Origin of the sequence: Chromobacterium sp. Beijing, assembly GCF_021496765.1 — a bacterium.
Lineage (GTDB): Bacteria > Pseudomonadota > Gammaproteobacteria > Burkholderiales > Chromobacteriaceae > Chromobacterium.
Window position 1 is genome coordinate 900,979 of sequence record NZ_CP053750.1, and the last position, 18,866, is coordinate 919,844.

Here is an 18,866-nt window from a genome sequence, read left to right on the forward strand (position 1 = left end):
CCCAGATCCGGCCTGACGACCAGGCCGGTAGCCTATTGCTGTCGCATTCGGCGGTCTCCATGCGCGTGGCGAAAGCCGAAGGGCTCCGGCCGGCTCAGGTGGAAGCCCTGGGCGTAGTCCACGCCCAGCTTGCGCAGTTCGGCCACGATCTCGGGCGTGTCGACGAATTCGGCGATGGTGCGCTTGCCGGTGACGTGGCCGATGTGGTTGATCATTTCCACCATGGCGTGGTCTATCGGGTCCGTCGCCATCTCGCGGACAAAGCTGCCGTCGATTTTCAGGAAGTCCACCGGCAAGTGCTTCAGGTAGGCGAAGGAGGACATGCCGGTGCCGAAATCGTCCAAGGAGAACAGACAGCCGATCCGGCGCAGCTCGTGGATCAGCCGTTGCGCGGCTTCCAGATTGGCGATGGCGTTGGTTTCGGTGATCTCGAAACAGATCAGCTCCGGCGGCACGCCGCTGCGCTGGAACTGCTGCTGCACGAAGGCGAGGAAGCCGTCGTCGCACAAGGTGGAGCCGGACAGATTGATCGCGCAATGCCGGATGTCCTGATTGCCGGCGCGGCGCAGCAAGGCCAGCTCCTGAAACACTTTTTCCACCACGATGCGGTCGATTTCGGTCATCAGGCCGTAGCGCTCCGCGATCGGCACGAACAAGCCGGGGGGCACCTGGCTGCCGTCGTCGGCGTTGAGGCGCAGCAGCACTTCGACATAGCGGCCGCGTTCCGGATGGGCGGCCAGCGGGACGATGTCCTGGGCGTAGAGGGTGAAGCTGTCGTCGCGCAGCGCCTGGCGCAGCCTTTGCACCCAGTCCATTTCGTGAAAGCGCGCCGACACTTCGGAATTGTGCGGGATGTGGAGCTGGATGCGGTTGCGGCCTTTTTCCTTGGCCATATAGCAGGCGATGTCGGCCGACCGCATCACCTCGGCCAGCGAGGTGTCGGCGTCGGACACGCAGACCAGGCCGATGCTGGCGCTGATGGAAAATTGGTTGCCTTCCCACTGGAAGCTGCATTCCATGATGGCCTGGCGCAGATTATTGGCCTTGGCGATGGCGGATTCCACCGAGCTGTTGCCGAGCAAGACGCCGAACTCGTCGCCGCCCAGCCGCGCCAGCGTGTCCGAGGCGCGCAGCCGCCGCGCCACCGAACGGCTGATCTGGCACAGCAGTTCATCGCCGGCGGCGTGGCCGTAGGTGTCGTTGATCAGCTTGAACTGGTCCAGATCGATGAACATCAGCGCCAGCGACGCCTCGGCCTGGCCCAGCTGCTTGATCGCCTTGATGGCGCGGGTTTCGAACTCCCGGCGGTTGAGCAGGCCGGTCAGCGCGTCGTGGCTGGCCTGCCAGGACAACTCGTTGATGTATTGCTGTTCCGCGGTGTTGTCGTGCAGCACCAGTACGATGCCGTATTGCTCGCCGCGGCGGTCGCGTATCGGCGCGGCCACCAGGCTGACCTGCAGCGGAATCGCGTTGTGGCGCAGCATGTTTAGCTTGGGATAGGTGCGGCTGCTTTCGTCCAGCCGGCAGAGCTCGGCGAAGCTCAGCGTGCTGTCCTTGTCCTGCCCCTGTTTGATCAGGCTGAGCAATTCGTCGAAATGCAGGCCCAGGCTTTCCGTCTCCAGGTGGCTGAGCATGCGCTTGGCGCTGTGGTTCAGATAGATCACCGCGCCTTGCATATTGAGGGTGATCACCGCGTCGCCTATCGATTGCAGGGTGATCTCGGCGCGTTGCTGCTCCGCCTGCAAGGCGGCCTTGTAATTGTCCGAGGCCTGGATCAGCCGGCGGATCTGCAAAATGGTCAGCAGCACCAGCAGCAGGCCCACCAGCAGATTGACGCGCCAGACCGCCTGGCTCACCTCGCGCGAGGCGTTGCCCAGCACGCGGGAAAAGCCCTGGGCCGGCGCCTTGACCGCTTCGTTGATCTCGGCGATCTGCGAGGTGAGGGCGGCCTTGTCGTCCTGGCTCAAGGAGCCGTCGGCGTAACCTTGGCGCAATTGCTCGCCTATGGTCTGAATTTCCTGCAGGTAGTAATCGCCGATTTTCCAATAGCGGATGGCTTCGGCCAGATAGCTGACGTGGTGAAACCACAGATAGGCGCGGATGATGTTTTCGATGTCGTCGGGGTGGTTGCCGCCGTCCAGAAAGCCTTGGCGCGCGGTGTCCAGATCCGGCGGCTTGCGGTCCAGCGCCAGCCGCGCCCGGTGGTCGCCCAATTGGATGGAGATGGCCAGCCGATAGCGTTGGAAGTCATGGTCGGAGCCGGTTTGAGCGTAGCGGGTCAGGTGGTAGATGGAGTCCTTCTGCGCTTTAGACCACAGGCCTTCCCCCGCCACGTAGGCGCGGGCGGTGGACACCACGTAGAGGCTGAACGCGCTTAGCGCCACCTGCATGACGACAATGAGCAGGAAGGGCAGCACGACAAAGAGCAACTGTCGGTTGGCGGTATTCGACCTCATGGCGGTTCCGGCTGATGAATATGGTAACTATGCGGCTAATGGTCCCCATCAAGCGCCGCCGCCGACATCTCCGGCCCGAGCGGCGAGCCGGCGCCGCGCTTGAGTCCGGAGCCTGCCCGTCGCGGCGCGCCCGCCGACGGGCGGAAGTTCACCGGTCTATGTGCTGGTGTATGGCGTTTTTATCATCCCATTCGAAATTATTCAATGTTTTTGACAACTATATCGAATGTTTATTTTAGATGAGAAAGTTTGATAATAAATGAATAGCCTAATTTCCATGGGCTTGCTATTGGCTTGACCATGGCGGCGGCCGGCGCGCGCAAGGCGGGGCGGGGAGCGGTCGGCGCGCGTGCGCGCGCCGGTGGGAAGCGGCGGCGAGAGAGGGGGAGGAGGGCTGGTCCGCGGCCGCCGCGCCGGATCTCTTATGAACGGGTTTTCAACGCCGTATCGCTGAAGCACCGCGGACTTTGAAGCGCTTCTTACATGGAGGCGGCGTCGCGAGAGGCCTGGTCGTACAAGCTGGCCAGCATGCGCAGCAACTGGGCGTTGTCGCCGATATCGGCCTGTTGGCCGCCGTTGTCTATCAGCGCGTTGATCAGGCATTGCTCGCGGACGTCGCGGTAGCGCTGGCACAGTTCCACGCCGGCCTGGGTGGTGGCGAACAAAGCCTCCTTGCCCACCTTTTCGCTGCCGACATAGCCCATCTTCACCAGCTTCTTCAGCGCATAGGACACCACGTGCGTGTCTTCGATGTTCAGCACGAAGCAGATGTCCGCCAGTTTCTTGCTGCGGCCGCGGTGGTTGACGTGATGCAGCAGCGACACCTCCATCGCGGTCATATCGGTTTCTCCCGCGGCCGCCATGCAGCGGATCATCCAGCGGTTGAAGGCGTTGTTGGCCACGATCAGCCCGAATTCGAACTCGGACAGTTCGGCGCAACGCTCCGAAACCAGATGCGATGAGGAGACGATATTGCGTTGAGCGTTCATGGACGGGCCTGGCGACGAGGTGGCTGGCCGGCCAGTATAGCAAAACGTCATTTGTGCTGGACATCGCCAATAAATACAAATAATTTATAGATGTTTTGTCTGCAAAATAATAAATTCGAGCGCCGCGAGGCGGACGGTTGCATATGGAGAATGGTTTGGCATCAAACCCAATGCGCTATTACTTGCTGGGCGAACGCGCCGCCGTGCTGGAGAGCGCGAAGCCGGCCGATCTGGCGTGTCAGCGCCGCATCTGGTGGCTGGCGCAGACGCTGACGGGCGCGGCCGGGCTGATCGACGTGGTGCCCGGCATGAATAATCTCACCTTGATTTTTGATCCGGACGCCGACGACGGCGAGGCCTGGCTGGAGCGCTTGCGCCGCGGCTGGGCGGCGGCGCAAGAGGCCGAGCCGCGTTTGCGGCGGGTGGACGTGCCGGTGCGCTACGGCGGCCGCCACGGTCCGGACCTGGCCGCGGTGGCGGCGCATGCGGGCTTGAGCGAGGAGGATGTCGCCGCCGCTCATGCCGCGGCCGACTACGTGGTGTACTTCCTCGGCTTTCAGCCCGGCTTCGCCTATATGGGCGGCTTGCCCGAGCGCCTGGCCACGCCGCGGCGCGCCGAGCCCCGGCTGGCGGTGCCGGCCGGCTCGGTGGGCATAGGCGGCGGCCAGACCGGCATCTATCCGGCGACCAGCCCCGGCGGCTGGCAGATCATCGGCCGCACTTCATTGAAATTATTCGATCCTCGGCGCGCGGAACCGTCCCTGCTGCTGCCGGGCGACAGCGTGCGCTTTGTGCCGCAGGAGGGCGGAGATGATTGAAATCACGCAGGCCGGCATTCAAAGCACGGTGCAGGACCTGGGCCGGCGCGGCTTGCGCCACCTCGGTGTGGCGCAAAGCGGCGCGCTGGACGCGCCGGCCTTGATCATGGCCAACCGCCTGCTGGGCAATGCCGCGGACGCGGCCGGCATCGAAGTGGCCCTGGGGCCGTTTGGCGTCCGCTTTCTGCGCGACGGCTGGTTCGCCTTGATGGGCGCGGATTTCGACGCGGAACTGGACGGCGAGCCGGTGTGGAGCGGCTGGCGTTATCCGGCGCGCGCGGGCCAGCGGCTGCTGCTGCGCGGCTGCCGCCACGGCATGCGCGCCTATCTCGCCCTGGCCGGCGGCATCGACGCGCCCCTGGCTCTGGGCGCGCGCGCCACCGATCTGCAGGCCGGTCTGGGCGGTTGGATGGGGCGGGCGCTGGAGGCGGGCGACCGCTTGCCGCTGGGGCCGGCGGCGGCGCTGTCTGGCCGGCTGGGACGGCGCAATCTTGCTTGGTCGCCGGCGCTGCGCGCGCTGCCGGGCCCGGAGTGGCGGCAATTCGCCCGGGAGGCGCGGCAGGCCTTCAGCGAAGGCGAGTGGACGGTGAGCTCGCAGAGCAATCGCATGGGCTACCGCCTGCAGGGCGACGCGCTGGCGCGCGAGGCCGACGGGGACTTGCCGTCCCACGGGGTGCTGCCCGGCGTGGTGCAGGCGCCGCCGGGCGGCCAGCCCATCGTGTTGCTGGCGGACGCGCAGGCGACGGGCGGCTATCCGCGCATCGCCTGCGTGATCGAGGCGGATTTGTGGAAGCTGGCGCAGGCGCGGCCGGGCGCCAAGCTGCGTTTCGAGATGGTGGACGCGCAGCAGGCGGCGACGGCGCGCGCGCGTCTGCGCCGGTACTTGCAGGGACAGGACTGGAGTCAGGCATGCAGATCGATTTGAACGCCGATATCGGCGAGGGCTGCGGCGACGACGCGGCGATCATGGATCAGGTCAGTTCGGTGAACATCGCCTGCGGCTGGCACGCGGGCGACGCCGAACAGATGTGGCTGGCGGTGCAGGCGGCGGCGCGGCGAGGCGTGGCGCTGGGCGCCCATCCTGGCTTTCCCGACCGGGAGCATTTCGGCCGCCGGACTATGCAGCGCGCGCCGGAGCGGGTGTACCAGGACGTGTTGTACCAGGTGGGCGCGCTGGCGGCCATGGCCAAGGCCGCCGGAACGCGGCTGCGTCACGTCAAGCCGCACGGCGCGCTGTACAACCAGGCGGCGCGCGATCCGGCGCTGGCCGACGCCGTCGCCCGCGCGGTGAGGGATTGGGATCCTGAGCTGAGGCTGGTCGGCCTGGCCGGCGGCGAGTCCGGCCGCGCGGCGCGGCGCCACGGTTTGCAGGCGGTGGAAGAGGTGTTCGCCGACCGCGCCTATCTGGCCGACGGCAGCCTGGCGCCGCGCGGAACGCCGGGCGCGGTGATCGAAGACGCGGAGCAGGCTTTGCGTCAGACGCTGGATTTGGTGCTGCGCGGTCGCGTGGCCTGCCTGGACGGCGGCGAGCTGGCGCTTCGCGCCGACAGCGTTTGCCTGCACGGAGACGGCGCGCACGCGCTGCACTTCGCGCGGCTGCTGCGCCAACGCTTGGAACAGGAGGGGGTAAACATCGTCGCCTTGTGAGCGTTAGCCGGAAACTAGAGCCGTCCGCAGGCGGCCATTTCCATCATACAAAGGAGAAACTGCATGGATCTTGCATCCTATCTGCCCCTGGTGGGCATTCCCGTCGTGGTGGCGGGCTTCGCTTTGCGCTTCAATCCGCTGCTGGTGGTCACCGCCGCCGGTCTGAGCACCGGCCTGGCGGTCGGCATGGACCTGGGGACGCTGCTGGAAACCTTCGGCGAGAAATTCCTCAATAGCCGTCAATTGGCCACCTTCATCCTGATCCTGCCGGTGATCGGTCTGCTGGAGCGCTACGGTTTGAAAGAGCGCGCGCAGCAATGGATAGCCGGCATCAAGAGCGCCACCACCGCGCGCATCCTGATGCTGTATTTCGTGGTGCGCGAGCTGACCGCGGCGCTGGGCCTGATCAATCTGGGCGGCCACGCCCAAACCGTGCGCCCCCTGCTGGCGCCGATGGCGGAAGGCGCCGCGGCCAATCAACTGGGGGAGCTGCCTCCGGCCCTGCGCGACCGCATCCGCGCCCATGCCGCCGCCTGCGACAATATCGCCGTATTTTTCGGCGAGGACATCTTCATCGCCTTTGGCGCGGTCTTGCTGATGGACGCCTTCCTCAAGGAAAACGGCATCGCCAATATCGAGCCGCTGCACATCGGCCTGTGGGCGATTCCCACCGCCATCAGCGCGCTGATCATCCATATGGCGCGCTTGGCGCGGCTTGACGCCAGCCTGCAAGGCGATATCGCCGCCTGGCGCGCGAAACAGGAGGCCGCGGCATGAATGCATGGTTCAGCATCAATGACGTTTATTATCTGATCGGCATCGTGGTGATGCTCCTGGTGGGCATGACGCTGCGCGACCGCGGCAACCCCAAGTGTTACACCACCGCGCTGTTCTGGTTCTTGTTCGGCGCCACCTTTTTGTTCGGGGACTTGATGACGGCCGTTTTGGGCAAGGCGATGACCTACCGCCTGGTGGGACTCGTTGTTGTCGCGCTGGCGCTATTGGCCGGCGCCGGCCTGCTGGCTCCGGGCAGCTATAGCCAAAGAAGCGATGGGCAGCGGCAGGACGCCGCCCAGCGCCTGGGCAACAAGATCTTCCTGCCCGCCTTGCTGATTCCCCTGCTGACCGTGGCCTGCACCTTGGCGCTGAAGGGCGTGGGGATAGGCGGTCTCGCCTTGCTGGATCAGAAGCATCTGACCCTGGCCGCCTTGGCGGTGGCCTGCGTTTGCGCGGTGCTGCTGGGCTGGAGGCTGACCGGCGGAACGCCGCTGCAGGCGGTGCGGGAATCGCGCCGTCTGGTGGACGCCATCGGCTGGGCCGCCATCCTGCCGCAGATGCTGGCGATGCTGGGCGGGGTGTTCGTCGCCGCCAAGACCGGCCAGGCGGTGCAGGAAGCGGTGAGCTTGTTCGTGGATCCGGGCAATCGTTTTCTGCTGGTGGCGATCTACTGTATCGGCATGGCCCTGTTCACCATGATCATGGGCAACGCCTTCGCGGCTTTCCCGGTGATGACCGCCGGCATCGCGCTGCCTTTCCTGATCGTCGGCCATCACGCCGACGCGGCGCCGCTGGTGGCGATAGGCATGTATTCCGGCTATTGCGGCACGCTGATGACGCCGATGGCGGCCAATTTCAATATCGTGCCGGCGGCCTTGCTGGAGCTGAAGGACCGATATCTGGTGATCAAGACCCAGATTCCCACCGCGCTGGCTTTGCTGGGCGTGAATATCCTATTGATGTATTTCATCGTGTTCCGTTGAGGAGACCGCATGAATCCGCAACAAGCATCCAAGCTGGCGGCGCTGCCGCTGGCCGGCCTGGTTCGGGAATATCCGAATCTGCTGAGCCATCTGCTGAACGGGCCGGAGGACGCGCGCGCGCCGCGCGATTTGCACCCGGTGTTCTACGGCTGCTACGACTGGCACTCCGCCGTGCACGGCTTCTGGCTGCTGGCGCGGCTGGCTCGCCGTTTCCCGGCCTTGCCGGAGCAGGCCGAGATCGCCGCCCTGTTCGCCGGCCATTTTACGCCGCAGGCTTTCCAGGCGGAGGCGGACTATTTCGCCGCGCCGGGCCGCGCCAGCTTCGAGCGGCCCTATGGCTGGGCCTGGCTGCTGGCCCTGGCGCAGGAGCTCGAGGCCTGGGATCTGCCGCAAGCCGGGTCATGGCGCGCGGCGATGCAGCCGTTATTGGCCTTGATCCGCCAGCGCTGGCTGAGGTTTCTGCCTTTGCAGGATTACCCGATCCGCGGCGGCGGGCACGCCAACACCGCCTTCGCCTTGCTGCTGAGCCTGGACTACGCCCGCGCCGCCGACGATGCCGAGCTGGCGCAGGCGCTGGAGGCGGCCGCCCGGCGTTACTTCCTGGCCGATGCGGACTATCCGGCGCGGCTGGAACCGAGCGGCGACGACTTTCTGTCGCCCAGCCTGTGTCAGGCCTTGCTGCTTGGCCGGCTATTGTCGGCCGAGGCGTTCCGCGACTGGCTGCGCGCCTTCTCGCCGGATTTGCCGCGCAGCGCTGCCTTGCTGAGCCCGGTCCGGGTCAGCGACGGCTCGGACCCCAAGATCGGTCACCTCATCGGCCTGAATTTGAGCCGCGCCTGGTGTTTGCGCCAGTTGACGGCCGCCTTGCCGCCGGATGACGCTTGGAGGCCTCTGCTGAATCAAAGCGCGCGGGCGCATCTGGACGCCGGCCTGCCGCACGTGGTCAGCGGCCATTACACCGGCGAGCATTGGCTGGGGACTTTCGCCCTGCTGGCCTTGGAAGAGGGGGAGTGCGAATGAGCAAGACCATTTTGTTGACGGGCTTCGAACCGTTTGGCGGCGAGAGCGTGAACCCGTCGTGGGAGGCCGTGCGCCGGCTGGACGGCGAGACGCTGGCGGGCGCGGCGGTGGCGGCGGTGGCGGCGAGGCGGCTGCCCTGCGTGTTCGGCGAAGCCTTGGCCGTGTTGCGCGAGGAGATGGCCGCGCTGCGGCCGGCGCTGATCGTGGCGGTGGGGCAGGCGGGCGGGCGGCCCGAGCTTTCGCTCGAGCGGGTGGCGATCAATGTCGACGACGCTCGCATCGCGGACAACGCCGGGCGGCGGCCGATAGATAGGCCGGTGGTGCCGGGCGGGCCGGCCGCCTATTTCAGCACCTTGCCGATCAAGGCCCAGGCGGCGGCGCTGCGCGCGGCGGGCATTCCGGCGGCGGTGTCGCAGAGCGCCGGCACCTTTGTCTGCAACCATGTGTTCTACGGCCTGATGCACGCCTTGGCCGGAACGCCCGCGCGCGGCGGCTTCATTCACATCCCGTATCTACCGGAGCAGGCCGCCGCGCATCCGGGCGCGCCCAGCATGAGCTTGGAGACGATAGTCGCCGGCCTGAGGCTGGCCCTGGAAACGGCGTTGACGGCGACGACGGACATCGTGGAAACCGGCGGGGCGACGCATTAGCGCGGTGTAGGATCCACGGCGCGGCACGGCGGGTACGGTCTGCAAGCGTTCTCGCGTCGGCGCATACCGCGCTCCCCGCCGCGAAGCCTGGCGGTGTGAACGGCTAAGCGCGTTCTTGGACGGCGTTCAGCTCTTGAGCGCGCGCAGCCACTGCCAACTGGCGATGCCGGCGAGGGTGGCCAGCAGTGAACCGCAGACATGGACGGCGACGGCGGTCAGCGCCGGCAGCAGCCGCTGTTGCTGCAGCAGGGAGACGACTTCGGCGGAGAAGGTGGAGAAGGTGGTCAGACCGCCGCAGAAGCCGGTGATCACCAGCAGCCGCCATAGCGGCGACACGCCCGGTGCGCTGGCGAAGAAGGCGATGGCGAGGCCGATGATGTAGCCGCCGACCAGATTGGCGGCCAGGGTGCCCGGCGGCAGGCTGGGCCACAGGCTGTTGAGCTTGACGCCCAGCGCCCAGCGCAGCAGCGCCCCCAGCGCGGCGCCGACGGAGATGGCGAGTATGGTTTTCCACATGGAGCGGGTCTGGCATAAAAGCAAAACCCTATTGTGCCGGCCAGACGCCGCCAAGTATAGGCCGGTTTGCCGGAGCGAGTTCAAAGCCTCGCGCGCCGGGGCGAGACCAGGCGAAACCGCCGAGAAGGCGTAACGCGCAAGGGGGAATGGGCATTTCCGAAGCGGCTTTCAAGGCCTTTGCCCGGCTACGCGCAGCAGACATTGAACCGTTGATTTAGAGGATTTCGGCAATGCTGCGCGCCGCGCGCTTGGCGTCCAGAAAAATCAGGCCCAGCTTGGCCTCGCGCCGCGCGATCACGGTCAGCACCGCGTCAGGGCTGGCGTGACTCATCAGGATGTAGCCGTGTTCTCCCTTGACCATCACCTGTTCCAGGCCGCCGCGCGCCAGTTCGCGCGCGGTGCGCTCGCCCAGGGACAGCATCGCCGCCGCCATCGCGCCGACCCGGTCCTCGTCCACCTCTTGCGGCAGCAGCGCCGCCATGGTCAGGCCGTCGGCGGAAATGATGGCGGACGCTTCGATGTCGGCGGACGCGCCGTTGAGGTCGCTCAGAATGGATTTGAGCATTTGTTCACGCATGGGTTTCTCCTGGATTGTTCAATGCGCCGGCCGCCGCGCGGCCGGGGTTCAGGCGTAGCGGCGCACCAGCAGCTCCACCAGGCCGACGAAGGCTTCGCTTTGCAGCCGCGGTTCGCCGCCTATGATCAGCGCGAAGGCCTGCTGCGCCACGTGCAAGGGGTAAAAGGCCAGCTGGCTGCGGCCGGCCGGATCCACCGAGGCCCAGGCGGCGCTGCCCAGGTTGAGGTGGTTCTTGAGCAGCAGGTGATGCCGGCGGCTCAAGGACATGAGGTCGCCGGCCAGCGCGGCGATTTCCTCGGCGGTTTCGTGGCGAAAGCCCGCGGTGGCGTAATAGAGGCCGTTGTCGTCGGCCAGCAGCGCCTGGCCGCTGCCGGACAGCGCCGCCAGCAGCTCCGGCAACTGGCTTTCCAGGTTGCCGGCGGCGGCCGGCCGCGGCTCGGCGGTGCCGTGGACGAATTCCAGCCGTTGCAAGCGGTAAAGGGTGGCCAGCGCTTGCTCCAGTTCGTCGTCGCACCACTCGCTGAGCAAGGGTTCGCTAAGCGGCACCGCATGGCCCAGCCGCAGGATGTTGAGCAGCAGACGGCGGGTCAGGTCGGCCTCCGCGCCGGCGACGGCGTAAAAGGCGCCGGCCGGCGTGGCCATTGGATAAAGCGGCCCGCTCAGACGCAGTTCTTCGTTCATTGCGGTTCTCCCAGGCCAGGGTCTATCGAGTACAGCAGCGCCAGCAGCAGCTGTTTGATGTCTTCGCGGCGGCGGCAGTCCACTTCGAACACCGGCGCGCTCAGCCCGCGGGCGGCCAGGGCGTCGGCGTAGACGGCGGTGGCGGACAGCGGCGCGAGGTCGGTCTTGCTGACGCCCAGCGCCAGCGGCGCGCGACGCAGCAGCGGCTCGAAGGCGCGCAGGAAGAAGCCGAGGTCTTGCAGCGGATTGGCGCGGCTGTGGTCCAGCAGCAGGATCAGGCCGATGCTGCCGCGGCTGACGATGTCCCACATGAAGTCGAAACGCTCCTGGCCGGGGGTGCCGTAGAGGTGGATCTTGGTGTCGGCGTCCAGGCGCAACATGCCGTAGTCCAGCGCCACCGTGGTGTGGTCCTTGCGATGCAAGGTCATGTCGCTGGCCTTGGCGTCGGTGCGGATCGGGGCGATGTCGCTGATGGCGGCGATGGCGGTGGTCTTGCCCGCGCCCACCGGGCCCGCGAAGAGGATTTTGTTATCTGGGCTGCGCATGATGGAAGGTCGTGAGGCTCACAAACGGGTCACTTTTTGCAAGAGTCGGGACAGGAGGCCGGCGCGTTCGGGCGCGACGGCGTCGGGGCGCACCGGCGCGCTGGAGATCACTTTCAGGGGCGGCGCGTCGCTGTTCCAGTCCAGCAGGCCCAGCGCGTGGGCCGCGGAGAGGAAGGTGCAGGCGTGTTCGGGATCGACGCGCAGCAGCCGGATGATGATGCGCAGCGTGGCCGGTGTCTTGGTCAGCAGCGCGCTCAGTCGCGTCGCGTCCGGCAGCGCCGCCAGCCGGGTCAGGTTGGGCCACTGCCTCAGCCGCAGCGGAGTGTCCGCGCCGATGCCGGCCGGCAGCCGGCCCTGGCTGCTCCAGATCGCCAACTGCCACAGCAGCGCCGGCAGCGGCTGGGTGATGACGCCGGCGCTGGCGCCGGCGGCTTGAGCGTGCAGCGCGGGCGCGTCTTGCCGGCACAGCTCGCGCAATTGCTCCGCCGGCTGCAGGCATTGCGCTTGCGCGCGGTCCGGCCGCAGCCACAGCAGCGGCCGGCCCTCGGCCAGCAAGAGCGCCGGCCGAGGCTGGCGCGCCAGCCGCGTCGTCGCGCCGAGCAGGCCGCGTCGGGGGTCGAAGCGGGCGATGGAGATCGACGGCATGGACGGCGGCGGAGCCGGAGCGGCGACCGGTTCGGGCCGGGGCGCGGGCGCCGGGAACGCTTCCGCTGCCCTTGCCGCGTCGGGCGCGCGCCGCAGCGCCGCTTGCAGTTGAGGAAACAGGGTCTCCACCCGCAACGGCTTGGCCAGCGTCGGGACGGGCGCGCGCTCCGGCGGCGTCGCGGCGACGATCAGGGCCGGCAGCGCCGGATGACGCTGGCGGAATGTTTCCCAGGCCTGCCAGCCGACGGGGCTGTCGACATCGACGATGGCCAGGTCCGGCGCGCGTTCGTCGGACGGGGATTCGAGCAAACGGTAGCGCAAGCTGTGGTGCAGGCGGAAGGCCATGCGCAGCAGGGCCAGCTTGCGATCGTCCATGCCGACGGCGAGCACGGCGATATCGGGGGCGGGAGGGGCGGCGCGCGGCATGGGCGTGCTCAGGCGGCCAGCATGCGCCGGCGGGCGGGGCCGGCGTCGGCGTCGAAACCGGCCAGCTGCGCGCTGACTTCCAGCGGCAGTTGGGCCACATGGCCGCGCAGTTGCCGCAATAGCCACTGGAAGCGCGCCCGGTCGTCCTGGCGGCGGTATAGCTGCAACAGGGGAGGATAGTTGGCGGCGTCCTCCGGCCGGCTCAGCACCGCGTGCTCCAAGGTCTGGATCGCCATGTCGACCTGGCCTTCGTTGAGGTAGGCGTCGGCCTCGCCGCGCGCGTCCAGATTCTCGGCCGCCTCCGTCTCGGTCCGCCGCGTCACCAGCGGCCGGCGCTGAGGCGCGGCGGCCGGAGGCGCGCCGCTGAAGCCGAAGCTGCGGCCGATGCGTTCCAGTTCCGGCCTGTCCGGGCGTCGCGCCAGCAGGTCCAGCACCGGATGGGCGCCCAGCAGCCAGCCGGCGTGGATCAATTGTTCCTTGAGGCCGGCGCCGTGTTCGCCCAGCGCCAGATGGAAGCGCCATAGCGTCCGCGCATAGCGCGGCAGCTGGCGTTGCCGGTAATGCGCGTGCAGCAGGTCCAGCAAATGCGTCAGCGAGTGGGGGCGCAAGGTCAGCGTCTGTTCCAGCGCCGCCGTCGCCGCCGCGTATTCCTGCCAGCGCAGCCAGACTTTGGCCTGACGCTCGGCCGGCAGCAGCGCGGCGATGGCGTCCTTCTCCCGCTCATTCAGCGGAAACAGCGGGGCACAGCCGTGCAGCAAGACTTGCGGCCGTCCGGCTACGGGAGGCGAGGGTTGAGACGGATGGGCGGGGAGGACGGCTGCCGTGGTTTCCTCGGCGTCTTCCGCCGCCAGCTCCGGCGCGTCGTCGCCCAGGCGCAGGCCGATGGCCTCCGGCCCCCAGCCCAGCCTTTGTTCCGCCAGCACGCGCAGGGCCAGCTGATTGCGCTCGACGCGCAGGCCGGCTTCCACCGCTTGTTCCAGCGCTTCCCGCCCGATCAGCGCCAGATCGTGCTGTCGTTCCAGCATCGCGGCGTAGTCATCCAGCGCGCCGGTCTTGAGGTAGAGGCCGGCCAGCCGCAGCAACTGCTTGGAGGAGTGCGGCGCCTGCCGGTCCACATAGTGGCGCAGGGCCTGCGCCGCCTGTTCCAGATAGCCGAACTCGATGAAGATGTCGACTTCGGCTAGCGAATCCAGCTCGTCCACCTGATAGGGCTGCTCGGCGTCGCCGGCGTCCGTTGGGTCCGGCTCGGCCAAGGAAATGTCCTCGTCCCGCGCTTGCGCGGCGCGGTCGCGGCGAGCCTGCCAGCGCAGCGCGGCCAGCAAGGCGAGCAGGCCCATGGCCAGCGCCAGGCCGACGACCAGATCGACGGGGTTCTGCGGCAGCCAGTCAGTCATGGCGCGGCGCCTCGCGCGGCGGCGGCGTGAAATCGGCGGGGCCGATCAGATCGGTGCCGCATTCCAGGGTTTCGAACCAATCCAGAAAACGCTTCACCATGGGTTTGCCCTGGAAGGAGCCGCCGTGTTGCGGCACGATCCATTCGATGTCCAGCCGGCGGACCATGTCCACCCACAGCCGGCAGGCTTTGTTGTTGGACATATAGCGGCGATGGAAGGCAAGCATGTGGCTGTCGTGCAGGTGGGCGTCGAAGTCGCTGACCGGCAGGCCGGCCGCGTGGCCGTCCATCAAGGAGGCGCCGATGTCGCCAGAGAACAGGATCTTGCTGATCGGGTCGTAGATCTGAAAAAAGCCGACCGTGTGCAAGTAATGGGCCGGCACGATTTGCAGGTCCGCGCCGCCCAGCCGCATCCACATGCCGCGCGGCGGAATCGCCACCAGCCGCCCGGCGGTGGCGCCGCGCATGCAGAAGTGGGGCAGGAAGCGGGTCCATTCTTCGGCGATGATCACCTGGGCGTCGGTGATCAGCAGCCAGCCGCCCACCGAGGCGATGATGTCCGGGTCCTGATGCGAGGCGAAGATGTAGCGGGTGTGGGAGGGCAGGAAGTAATCGGCCAGTTCCGCGATCAGGTGCTTGTAAGTGAGGTTGCCGCCGGGGTCCAGCAGAATGCCCTCGCCTTGGTCGATGATGGCGAACTGATTGGATTGTATGCCTTCGCCCTGCACCAGTTCGGTGAAGGCGACGCATTTGTGATTGCCGTCGTCGTAAAGCACCAATGCCATGAGCCGCCTCGTCTGCTTGGCCCGCCCGCGAATGGACGTGCTATGCCTAAGAATGCTCAGATATTATGCAAGCGGTATGGTTGGGGTCTTGACCTGGGTCAAGCTCACCCGGAAGGAATATTTTTACGCGGCGGTGACAGCGTCGCCATAAAGATGTATTATTTTTACATCTTTAAGCCGACCAGCGCCGAGTCGGCGTTTTTTACCCACAATAAAATGTATTAAGCACACATCTTTAGGAGCCCGCCATGTTGAGTCCCGAAACCCGCGCCCTGGTCAAAGCCACCGTTCCTGTGTTGCAGCAACACGGCCTGAGCCTGACCAGTCATTTTTATCGCCGCATGTTCAGCCATAACCCGGAGCTGAAAAACATCTTCAACCAGGGGCATCAGCACTCCGGCCAGCAGCAACAGGCGCTGGCCATGGCGGTGCTGGCCTACGCCCAGCACATAGACGACCCGTCGCCGTTGGCGCCGGTGCTGACCCGGGTGGCGCACAAGCATGTCAGCCTGGGCATCCGCGCCGAGCATTACCCCATCGTCGGCAAGCATTTGCTGGCGTCCATCCAGGAAGTGCTGGGCGAGGCGGCGACGCCGGAGCTGATAGCGGCCTGGGCCGCCGCCTACGGCCAATTGGCGGACATCTTGATCGCGGAGGAGCGAGAACTGTACCGCGCCAGCGCCAACGCCGAAGGCGGCTGGGCCGGCTGGCGGCCGTTTCGCATCGCGCGCAAGGTGGCGGAGAGCGAGGAAATCACTTCCTTCTATCTGGCGCCGGCCGACGGCGGCGCGGTGCCTGGCTTCCGGCCCGGCCAGTATGTGTCGGTCAAATGCTTTGTCGAGGAATGGGGGCTGGCCCAGCCGCGTCAGTACAGCCTGTCCGACGCGCCCAACGACGAATATCTGCGCATTTCGGTCAAGCGCGAGGACGGCGGCGAGGGCAAGCCGGCGGGGCGAGTATCCAATCTGCTGCACGCGGAAAAACGGGAGGGCGACATTCTGGAGCTGAGCGCGCCGCAGGGCGATTTCTTCCTGCATGAAGAGCGCGACGGCCCGGTGGTGCTGATCAGCGCCGGCGTCGGTCAGACGCCGATGCTGTCCATGCTGCGGCATTTGCTGAGAACCGGCAGCCGCCGCGAAATCCGCTACCTGCACGCGGCTCGCCACGGCGGCGCGCACGCGATGCGCGACGGTTTGCGCCAGATGCAGGAACGCCACGCGCAGCTGCGCGCCCATGTCTGCTACGAGGCGCCGCGCGCGGAGGACGTGTTGGACCGGGACTATCAGCAGCAGGGACGCCTGCAACTGAGCCAGCTGCGCGAGATGACGCTGCTGCCGGACGCCGACTATTATCTGTGCGGCCCGGTGGGCTTCATGCTGGCGCAGCGCGCCAGCCTGCTGGACTTGGGCGTGGCGGCGGAACGAGTGCATTTCGAGGTGTTCGGCTCCAACGCCGTCGGCGGCTGAGCCGCGGCAAGGCCCGCGCTCTATTGAGCGGCGGGCTTTAGAACCTGTTCAATGTCCGCCGCGCGTCCGCGATAGGGTCGGAAAGGGCCTTGAAAACAGTTTTAGAATGCTGGTGTACCATGTGTACACTTCGCTTCTTCAGCCATTTTTGCCTTGTCTCGCGCTGGCTCGCGAGGCTTTGAACAGGTTTTTAAGATCATGCAATTGACCCGTTTTACCGATCTCGGCCTGCGCGTGCTGATGTATCTGACCTGGCAGGAAGAGGGGCAGTTGGCCACCATTCCCGAAATCGCCGCCCGTTTCGAAGTGTCGCGCAACCATCTGGTCAAGGTCGTCCACTTCATGGCGCAGCAGGGCTGGCTGCAGACCAGCCGCGGCAAGGGCGGCGGCTTGGCGCTGGCGCGGGCGCCGGAGCGCTATCGCGTCGGCGAGGTGGTGCGCACGCTGGAAGGACTGTCGCAGCTGATAGACTGCGCGGACCCGCCGTGCGCGCTGCGGCCGGGCTGTAGGCTCAAGGGCGCGCTGGACGAGGCGCTGACGGCGTTTTTCCGTACGCTGGACCAATACACCTTGCGCGATATGATGGCTGCGCCCACCGGCGAGGCCATCGTCCGGCTGCATCGGCAGCCCTTGTCTGTCTCAAAATGATGTTGGCGTATTTTTTTGAGATTCACATGGATTATCATTTGTAATATTTTTTGTATCTTATTGTCGTGAACGCGGCGGGTACTTACACTGCCCGCCATGCGTTATCCCATCCTCCTCCCCGTCGTTTTATTGTTGGCCGGCTGCGACGCGGCCGAATTTTCAAAAATCAGCCAATCCGCGGAAGTCAAAACCCTGGCCAAGGCCGGAGCGGCCGTGGTGCGCCAACTGGAGCAGGCGACGCGGCCCGCGGCCGAGGCCGGCGCGCCGGGCCGGGTCCAGGCGGCGCAGCTGGTCAGCGGCGTCAAGCAAGTGGGGCACCGCGATTTTTCCAACGCCAAGAAAGTGCTGCCGCGGGTGTTCTCCGGCATGGAGCAGGACTTCTATTGCGGCTGCGATTACCGCGGCAAGGCGGTGGATTGGGCGTCCTGCGGCTATGTGCCGCGCAAGTCCGAAACCCGCGCCAGCCGCATCGAGTGGGAACACGTGGTGCCGGCCTGGAATCTGGGCCATCAGCGCCAGTGTTGGCAGCAGGGCGGCCGCAAGAACTGCGCGTCCAGCGATCCGGTGTTCCGCATGGCGGAAGGCGATCTGAACAATCTGGTGCCGGCGGTGGGCGAGGTCAACGGCGACCGCGCCAACTTCGCCTACGGCGCGTGGAGCCGCAAGCCGGCGACCATGTACGGCCAATGCCAATCGGTGACGGATTTCGGCAACAAGCGTTTCCAGCCGCGCGAGGAAGTACGCGGCGCGGCGGCGCGCATCACCTTGTACATGCACGCGCGCTACCAGCTGCGCATGAGCCGTCAGGATCAGCAACTGATGTGCGCCTGGGCGCGCCAGTATCCGGTTAACGCCTGGGAGCGCCGCCGCGACGCGCGCATCGTTCAACTGCAGGGCGAGGGCAATTTCCTGGTGGCGGAGCCGCAGCGGCTGGCCGAGCTGTGCGGCGCTTGAGCGCGGCGGCCGGACGGTCTTATTTGACCGCGCCGTCCATGCCGCGCATGAAATAGCGCTGGCAAAACAGGAAGACCAGCAGCACCGGCGCGATGGTCAGCACCGCGCCGGCGGCCACCATGCGCGTGGAGGTGGCGAAAGCGCCCTTCAGGTATTGCACCCCGACGGACAGCGGGTAGAGGTCCGGGTTCTTCAGCACCACGCTGGGCCAGACATAGCTGTTCCACGACCAGACCAGGGTGAAGATGGCCAGGGTGGCCAGATAAGGCCGGCTCAGCGGCAGGCAGACGCGCCAGAACAGCTGCCAGTCGTCAGCGCCGTCCATGCGCGCGGCGGCGACGATTTCTTCGGGAATCTCCTCGAAGGCGTGCTTCATCAGAAAAATGCCGAAGGCCCCGGCCAAGGCCGGCAGCGCCACGCCGACGCGGCTGTCGTCCAGGCCCAGCCAGGACAGCGTCACGTAATTGCTGAGCACATTGGTTTCGCTGGGCAGCAGCAGGGTGGCGATGATGGCGTAAAACACCCACTGCCGGCCGCGGAAGCGCAGTTGCGCCAGCGCGAAGCCGGCGCAGCTGGAAACCAGCAGGGTGCCGGCGGTGGTCAAGGCGGAAATCAGCGCCGAGTTCCATAAAAACCGCCCCATCGGAATCTGGGTCCAGACTTCGCGAAAGTGAGCCAGCGACAAGGGCTCGGGCAAGCGCGGAGGGAAGTCGAACACCTGCTCGCCGTCGCCCAGCGCGATCATCAAGGTCCACCAAAACGGATAGCAGGCGGCGCAGGCCAGCGCCAACAACAGCAGATAGTCCGGCAGGCGCCGCAGCGCGCGCGAACGGGTGTGCCGGGCGGGGCGGGCAAGGGGGCTTGAGACGGCGGTCATGGCGGGCGTCCTG

The 18,866-nt window shown here is 66.7% G+C and carries 20 protein-coding genes; 10 read left to right on the top strand and 10 right to left on the bottom strand.

The features are described from left to right. Window positions 1-32 precede the first annotated feature (32 nt). Both HQN78_RS04500 and HQN78_RS04505 read right to left on the bottom strand, forming a co-directional pair. A complete protein-coding gene (locus HQN78_RS04500; protein ID WP_107799649.1) occupies window positions 33-2,456 on the bottom strand; it encodes a bifunctional diguanylate cyclase/phosphodiesterase in 2,424 nt (807 codons plus the stop codon). Between the two features lie 479 nt (window positions 2,457-2,935). Beyond that, entirely contained in the window at window positions 2,936-3,445 is a 510-nt protein-coding gene (locus HQN78_RS04505; RefSeq protein ID WP_081546777.1) for a winged helix DNA-binding protein, read from the bottom strand. A 155-nt stretch (window positions 3,446-3,600) separates the two neighbouring features. Here HQN78_RS04505 and pxpB point away from each other — a divergent pair, with 155 nt between their 5' ends. The 7 genes from pxpB (at window position 3,601) to pcp (ending at window position 9,340) form a co-directional block, all read left to right on the top strand. Next, window positions 3,601-4,263: a 5-oxoprolinase subunit PxpB gene (gene pxpB, locus HQN78_RS04510; protein ID WP_227107880.1), complete on the top strand. Its 663-nt coding sequence runs from the start codon at window positions 3,601-3,603 to the stop codon at window positions 4,261-4,263. Then, entirely contained in the window at window positions 4,256-5,188 is a 933-nt protein-coding gene (locus HQN78_RS04515; protein ID WP_235088197.1) for a biotin-dependent carboxyltransferase family protein, read from the top strand. The genes pxpB and HQN78_RS04515 overlap by 8 nt, the downstream gene beginning before the upstream one ends. Beyond that, on the top strand, window positions 5,173-5,910 hold the full coding sequence (gene pxpA, locus HQN78_RS04520) for a 5-oxoprolinase subunit PxpA (RefSeq protein WP_235088199.1): 738 nt from the start codon (window positions 5,173-5,175) through the stop codon (window positions 5,908-5,910). The genes HQN78_RS04515 and pxpA overlap by 16 nt, the downstream gene beginning before the upstream one ends. Window positions 5,911-5,973: 63 nt before the next feature. Then, complete coding sequence (locus HQN78_RS04525; protein WP_235088201.1) at window positions 5,974-6,687, top strand: DUF969 domain-containing protein; 714 nt, start codon at window positions 5,974-5,976, stop codon at window positions 6,685-6,687. Further along, on the top strand, window positions 6,684-7,670 hold the full coding sequence (locus HQN78_RS04530; protein ID WP_235088203.1) for a DUF979 domain-containing protein: 987 nt from the start codon (window positions 6,684-6,686) through the stop codon (window positions 7,668-7,670). The genes HQN78_RS04525 and HQN78_RS04530 overlap by 4 nt, the downstream gene beginning before the upstream one ends. A 9-nt stretch (window positions 7,671-7,679) precedes the next feature. Beyond that, complete coding sequence (locus tag HQN78_RS04535) at window positions 7,680-8,690, top strand: DUF2891 domain-containing protein (protein WP_235088205.1); 1,011 nt, start codon at window positions 7,680-7,682, stop codon at window positions 8,688-8,690. Beyond that, a complete protein-coding gene (gene pcp, locus HQN78_RS04540; protein WP_235088207.1) occupies window positions 8,687-9,340 on the top strand; it encodes a pyroglutamyl-peptidase I in 654 nt (217 codons plus the stop codon). Before HQN78_RS04535 ends, pcp begins: the two co-directional genes overlap by 4 nt. Window positions 9,341-9,466: 126 nt before the next feature. Here the strand turns inward: pcp and crcB are convergent, their stop codons facing one another. The 7 genes from crcB to HQN78_RS04575 all read right to left on the bottom strand — a co-directional run bounded on the left by crcB (window position 9,467) and on the right by HQN78_RS04575 (window position 14,908). Next, on the bottom strand, window positions 9,467-9,856 hold the full coding sequence (gene crcB, locus HQN78_RS04545) for a fluoride efflux transporter CrcB (RefSeq protein ID WP_235088210.1): 390 nt from the start codon (window positions 9,854-9,856) through the stop codon (window positions 9,467-9,469). Between the two features lie 214 nt (window positions 9,857-10,070). Further along, a complete protein-coding gene (locus tag HQN78_RS04550) occupies window positions 10,071-10,433 on the bottom strand; it encodes a roadblock/LC7 domain-containing protein (protein ID WP_048410238.1) in 363 nt (120 codons plus the stop codon). 48 nt (window positions 10,434-10,481) lie between these two features. Next, window positions 10,482-11,114: a peptidase M23 gene (locus tag HQN78_RS04555; protein WP_227107887.1), complete on the bottom strand. Its 633-nt coding sequence runs from the start codon at window positions 11,112-11,114 to the stop codon at window positions 10,482-10,484. Next, window positions 11,111-11,659: an ATP/GTP-binding protein gene (locus tag HQN78_RS04560; protein WP_107799639.1), complete on the bottom strand. Its 549-nt coding sequence runs from the start codon at window positions 11,657-11,659 to the stop codon at window positions 11,111-11,113. Before HQN78_RS04560 ends, HQN78_RS04555 begins: the two co-directional genes overlap by 4 nt. Window positions 11,660-11,677: 18 nt before the next feature. Further along, the gene (locus HQN78_RS04565; protein ID WP_235088212.1) at window positions 11,678-12,730 is read right to left on the bottom strand and encodes a hypothetical protein; all 1,053 of its coding nucleotides are present in this window, start codon (window positions 12,728-12,730) and stop codon (window positions 11,678-11,680) included. A gap of 8 nt (window positions 12,731-12,738) precedes the next feature. Next, window positions 12,739-14,124 carry a FimV family protein gene (locus HQN78_RS04570; RefSeq protein ID WP_235088214.1) on the bottom strand — a complete coding sequence of 462 codons (1,386 nt, stop codon included), beginning with the start codon at window positions 14,122-14,124 and terminating at the stop codon, window positions 12,739-12,741. Beyond that, complete coding sequence (locus HQN78_RS04575; protein WP_107799636.1) at window positions 14,117-14,908, bottom strand: MBL fold metallo-hydrolase; 792 nt, start codon at window positions 14,906-14,908, stop codon at window positions 14,117-14,119. The genes HQN78_RS04570 and HQN78_RS04575 overlap by 8 nt, the downstream gene beginning before the upstream one ends. 248 nt (window positions 14,909-15,156) lie before the next feature. On the opposite strand from HQN78_RS04575, the gene hmpA reads away from it, so the two are divergent. The 3 genes from hmpA to HQN78_RS04590 all read left to right on the top strand — a co-directional run bounded on the left by hmpA (window position 15,157) and on the right by HQN78_RS04590 (window position 17,976). Continuing rightward, window positions 15,157-16,374 (top strand): NO-inducible flavohemoprotein, encoded by a 1,218-nt coding sequence (hmpA, locus tag HQN78_RS04580; protein ID WP_227107893.1) that lies wholly within the window; start codon window positions 15,157-15,159, stop codon window positions 16,372-16,374. A gap of 198 nt (window positions 16,375-16,572) precedes the next feature. Further along, window positions 16,573-17,022 carry an Rrf2 family transcriptional regulator gene (locus HQN78_RS04585; protein WP_235088217.1) on the top strand — a complete coding sequence of 150 codons (450 nt, stop codon included), beginning with the start codon at window positions 16,573-16,575 and terminating at the stop codon, window positions 17,020-17,022. A 96-nt stretch (window positions 17,023-17,118) separates the two neighbouring features. Next, a complete protein-coding gene (locus HQN78_RS04590; RefSeq protein ID WP_107799633.1) occupies window positions 17,119-17,976 on the top strand; it encodes an endonuclease in 858 nt (285 codons plus the stop codon). 19 nt (window positions 17,977-17,995) lie between these two features. Here the strand turns inward: HQN78_RS04590 and HQN78_RS04595 are convergent, their stop codons facing one another. Next, window positions 17,996-18,853, bottom strand: a complete 858-nt coding sequence (locus HQN78_RS04595; protein ID WP_235088219.1) for a carbohydrate ABC transporter permease — start codon at window positions 18,851-18,853, stop codon at window positions 17,996-17,998. Window positions 18,854-18,866: the final 13 nt, after the last annotated feature.

Bases quoted from the DNA above. Each gene is read 5' to 3' on its own strand.
- HQN78_RS04500 (WP_107799649.1), bottom strand. From the start codon at position 2,456: ATGAGGTCGAATACCGCCAACCGACAGTTGCTCTTTGTCGTGCTGCCC.
- HQN78_RS04505 (WP_081546777.1), bottom strand. From the start codon at position 3,445: ATGAACGCTCAACGCAATATCGTCTCCTCATCGCATCTGGTTTCGGAG.
- HQN78_RS04515 (WP_235088197.1), top strand. From the start codon at position 4,256: ATGATTGAAATCACGCAGGCCGGCATTCAAAGCACGGTGCAGGACCTG.
- pxpA (WP_235088199.1), top strand. From the start codon at position 5,173: ATGCAGATCGATTTGAACGCCGATATCGGCGAGGGCTGCGGCGACGAC.
- HQN78_RS04525 (WP_235088201.1), top strand. From the start codon at position 5,974: ATGGATCTTGCATCCTATCTGCCCCTGGTGGGCATTCCCGTCGTGGTG.
- HQN78_RS04530 (WP_235088203.1), top strand. From the start codon at position 6,684: ATGAATGCATGGTTCAGCATCAATGACGTTTATTATCTGATCGGCATC.
- HQN78_RS04535 (WP_235088205.1), top strand. From the start codon at position 7,680: ATGAATCCGCAACAAGCATCCAAGCTGGCGGCGCTGCCGCTGGCCGGC.
- pcp (WP_235088207.1), top strand. From the start codon at position 8,687: ATGAGCAAGACCATTTTGTTGACGGGCTTCGAACCGTTTGGCGGCGAG.
- crcB (WP_235088210.1), bottom strand. From the start codon at position 9,856: ATGTGGAAAACCATACTCGCCATCTCCGTCGGCGCCGCGCTGGGGGCG.
- HQN78_RS04550 (WP_048410238.1), bottom strand. From the start codon at position 10,433: ATGCGTGAACAAATGCTCAAATCCATTCTGAGCGACCTCAACGGCGCG.
- HQN78_RS04555 (WP_227107887.1), bottom strand. From the start codon at position 11,114: ATGAACGAAGAACTGCGTCTGAGCGGGCCGCTTTATCCAATGGCCACG.
- HQN78_RS04560 (WP_107799639.1), bottom strand. From the start codon at position 11,659: ATGCGCAGCCCAGATAACAAAATCCTCTTCGCGGGCCCGGTGGGCGCG.
- HQN78_RS04565 (WP_235088212.1), bottom strand. From the start codon at position 12,730: ATGCCGCGCGCCGCCCCTCCCGCCCCCGATATCGCCGTGCTCGCCGTC.
- HQN78_RS04570 (WP_235088214.1), bottom strand. From the start codon at position 14,124: ATGACTGACTGGCTGCCGCAGAACCCCGTCGATCTGGTCGTCGGCCTG.
- HQN78_RS04575 (WP_107799636.1), bottom strand. From the start codon at position 14,908: ATGGCATTGGTGCTTTACGACGACGGCAATCACAAATGCGTCGCCTTC.
- hmpA (WP_227107893.1), top strand. From the start codon at position 15,157: ATGTTGAGTCCCGAAACCCGCGCCCTGGTCAAAGCCACCGTTCCTGTG.
- HQN78_RS04585 (WP_235088217.1), top strand. From the start codon at position 16,573: ATGCAATTGACCCGTTTTACCGATCTCGGCCTGCGCGTGCTGATGTAT.
- HQN78_RS04590 (WP_107799633.1), top strand. From the start codon at position 17,119: ATGCGTTATCCCATCCTCCTCCCCGTCGTTTTATTGTTGGCCGGCTGC.
- HQN78_RS04595 (WP_235088219.1), bottom strand. From the start codon at position 18,853: ATGACCGCCGTCTCAAGCCCCCTTGCCCGCCCCGCCCGGCACACCCGT.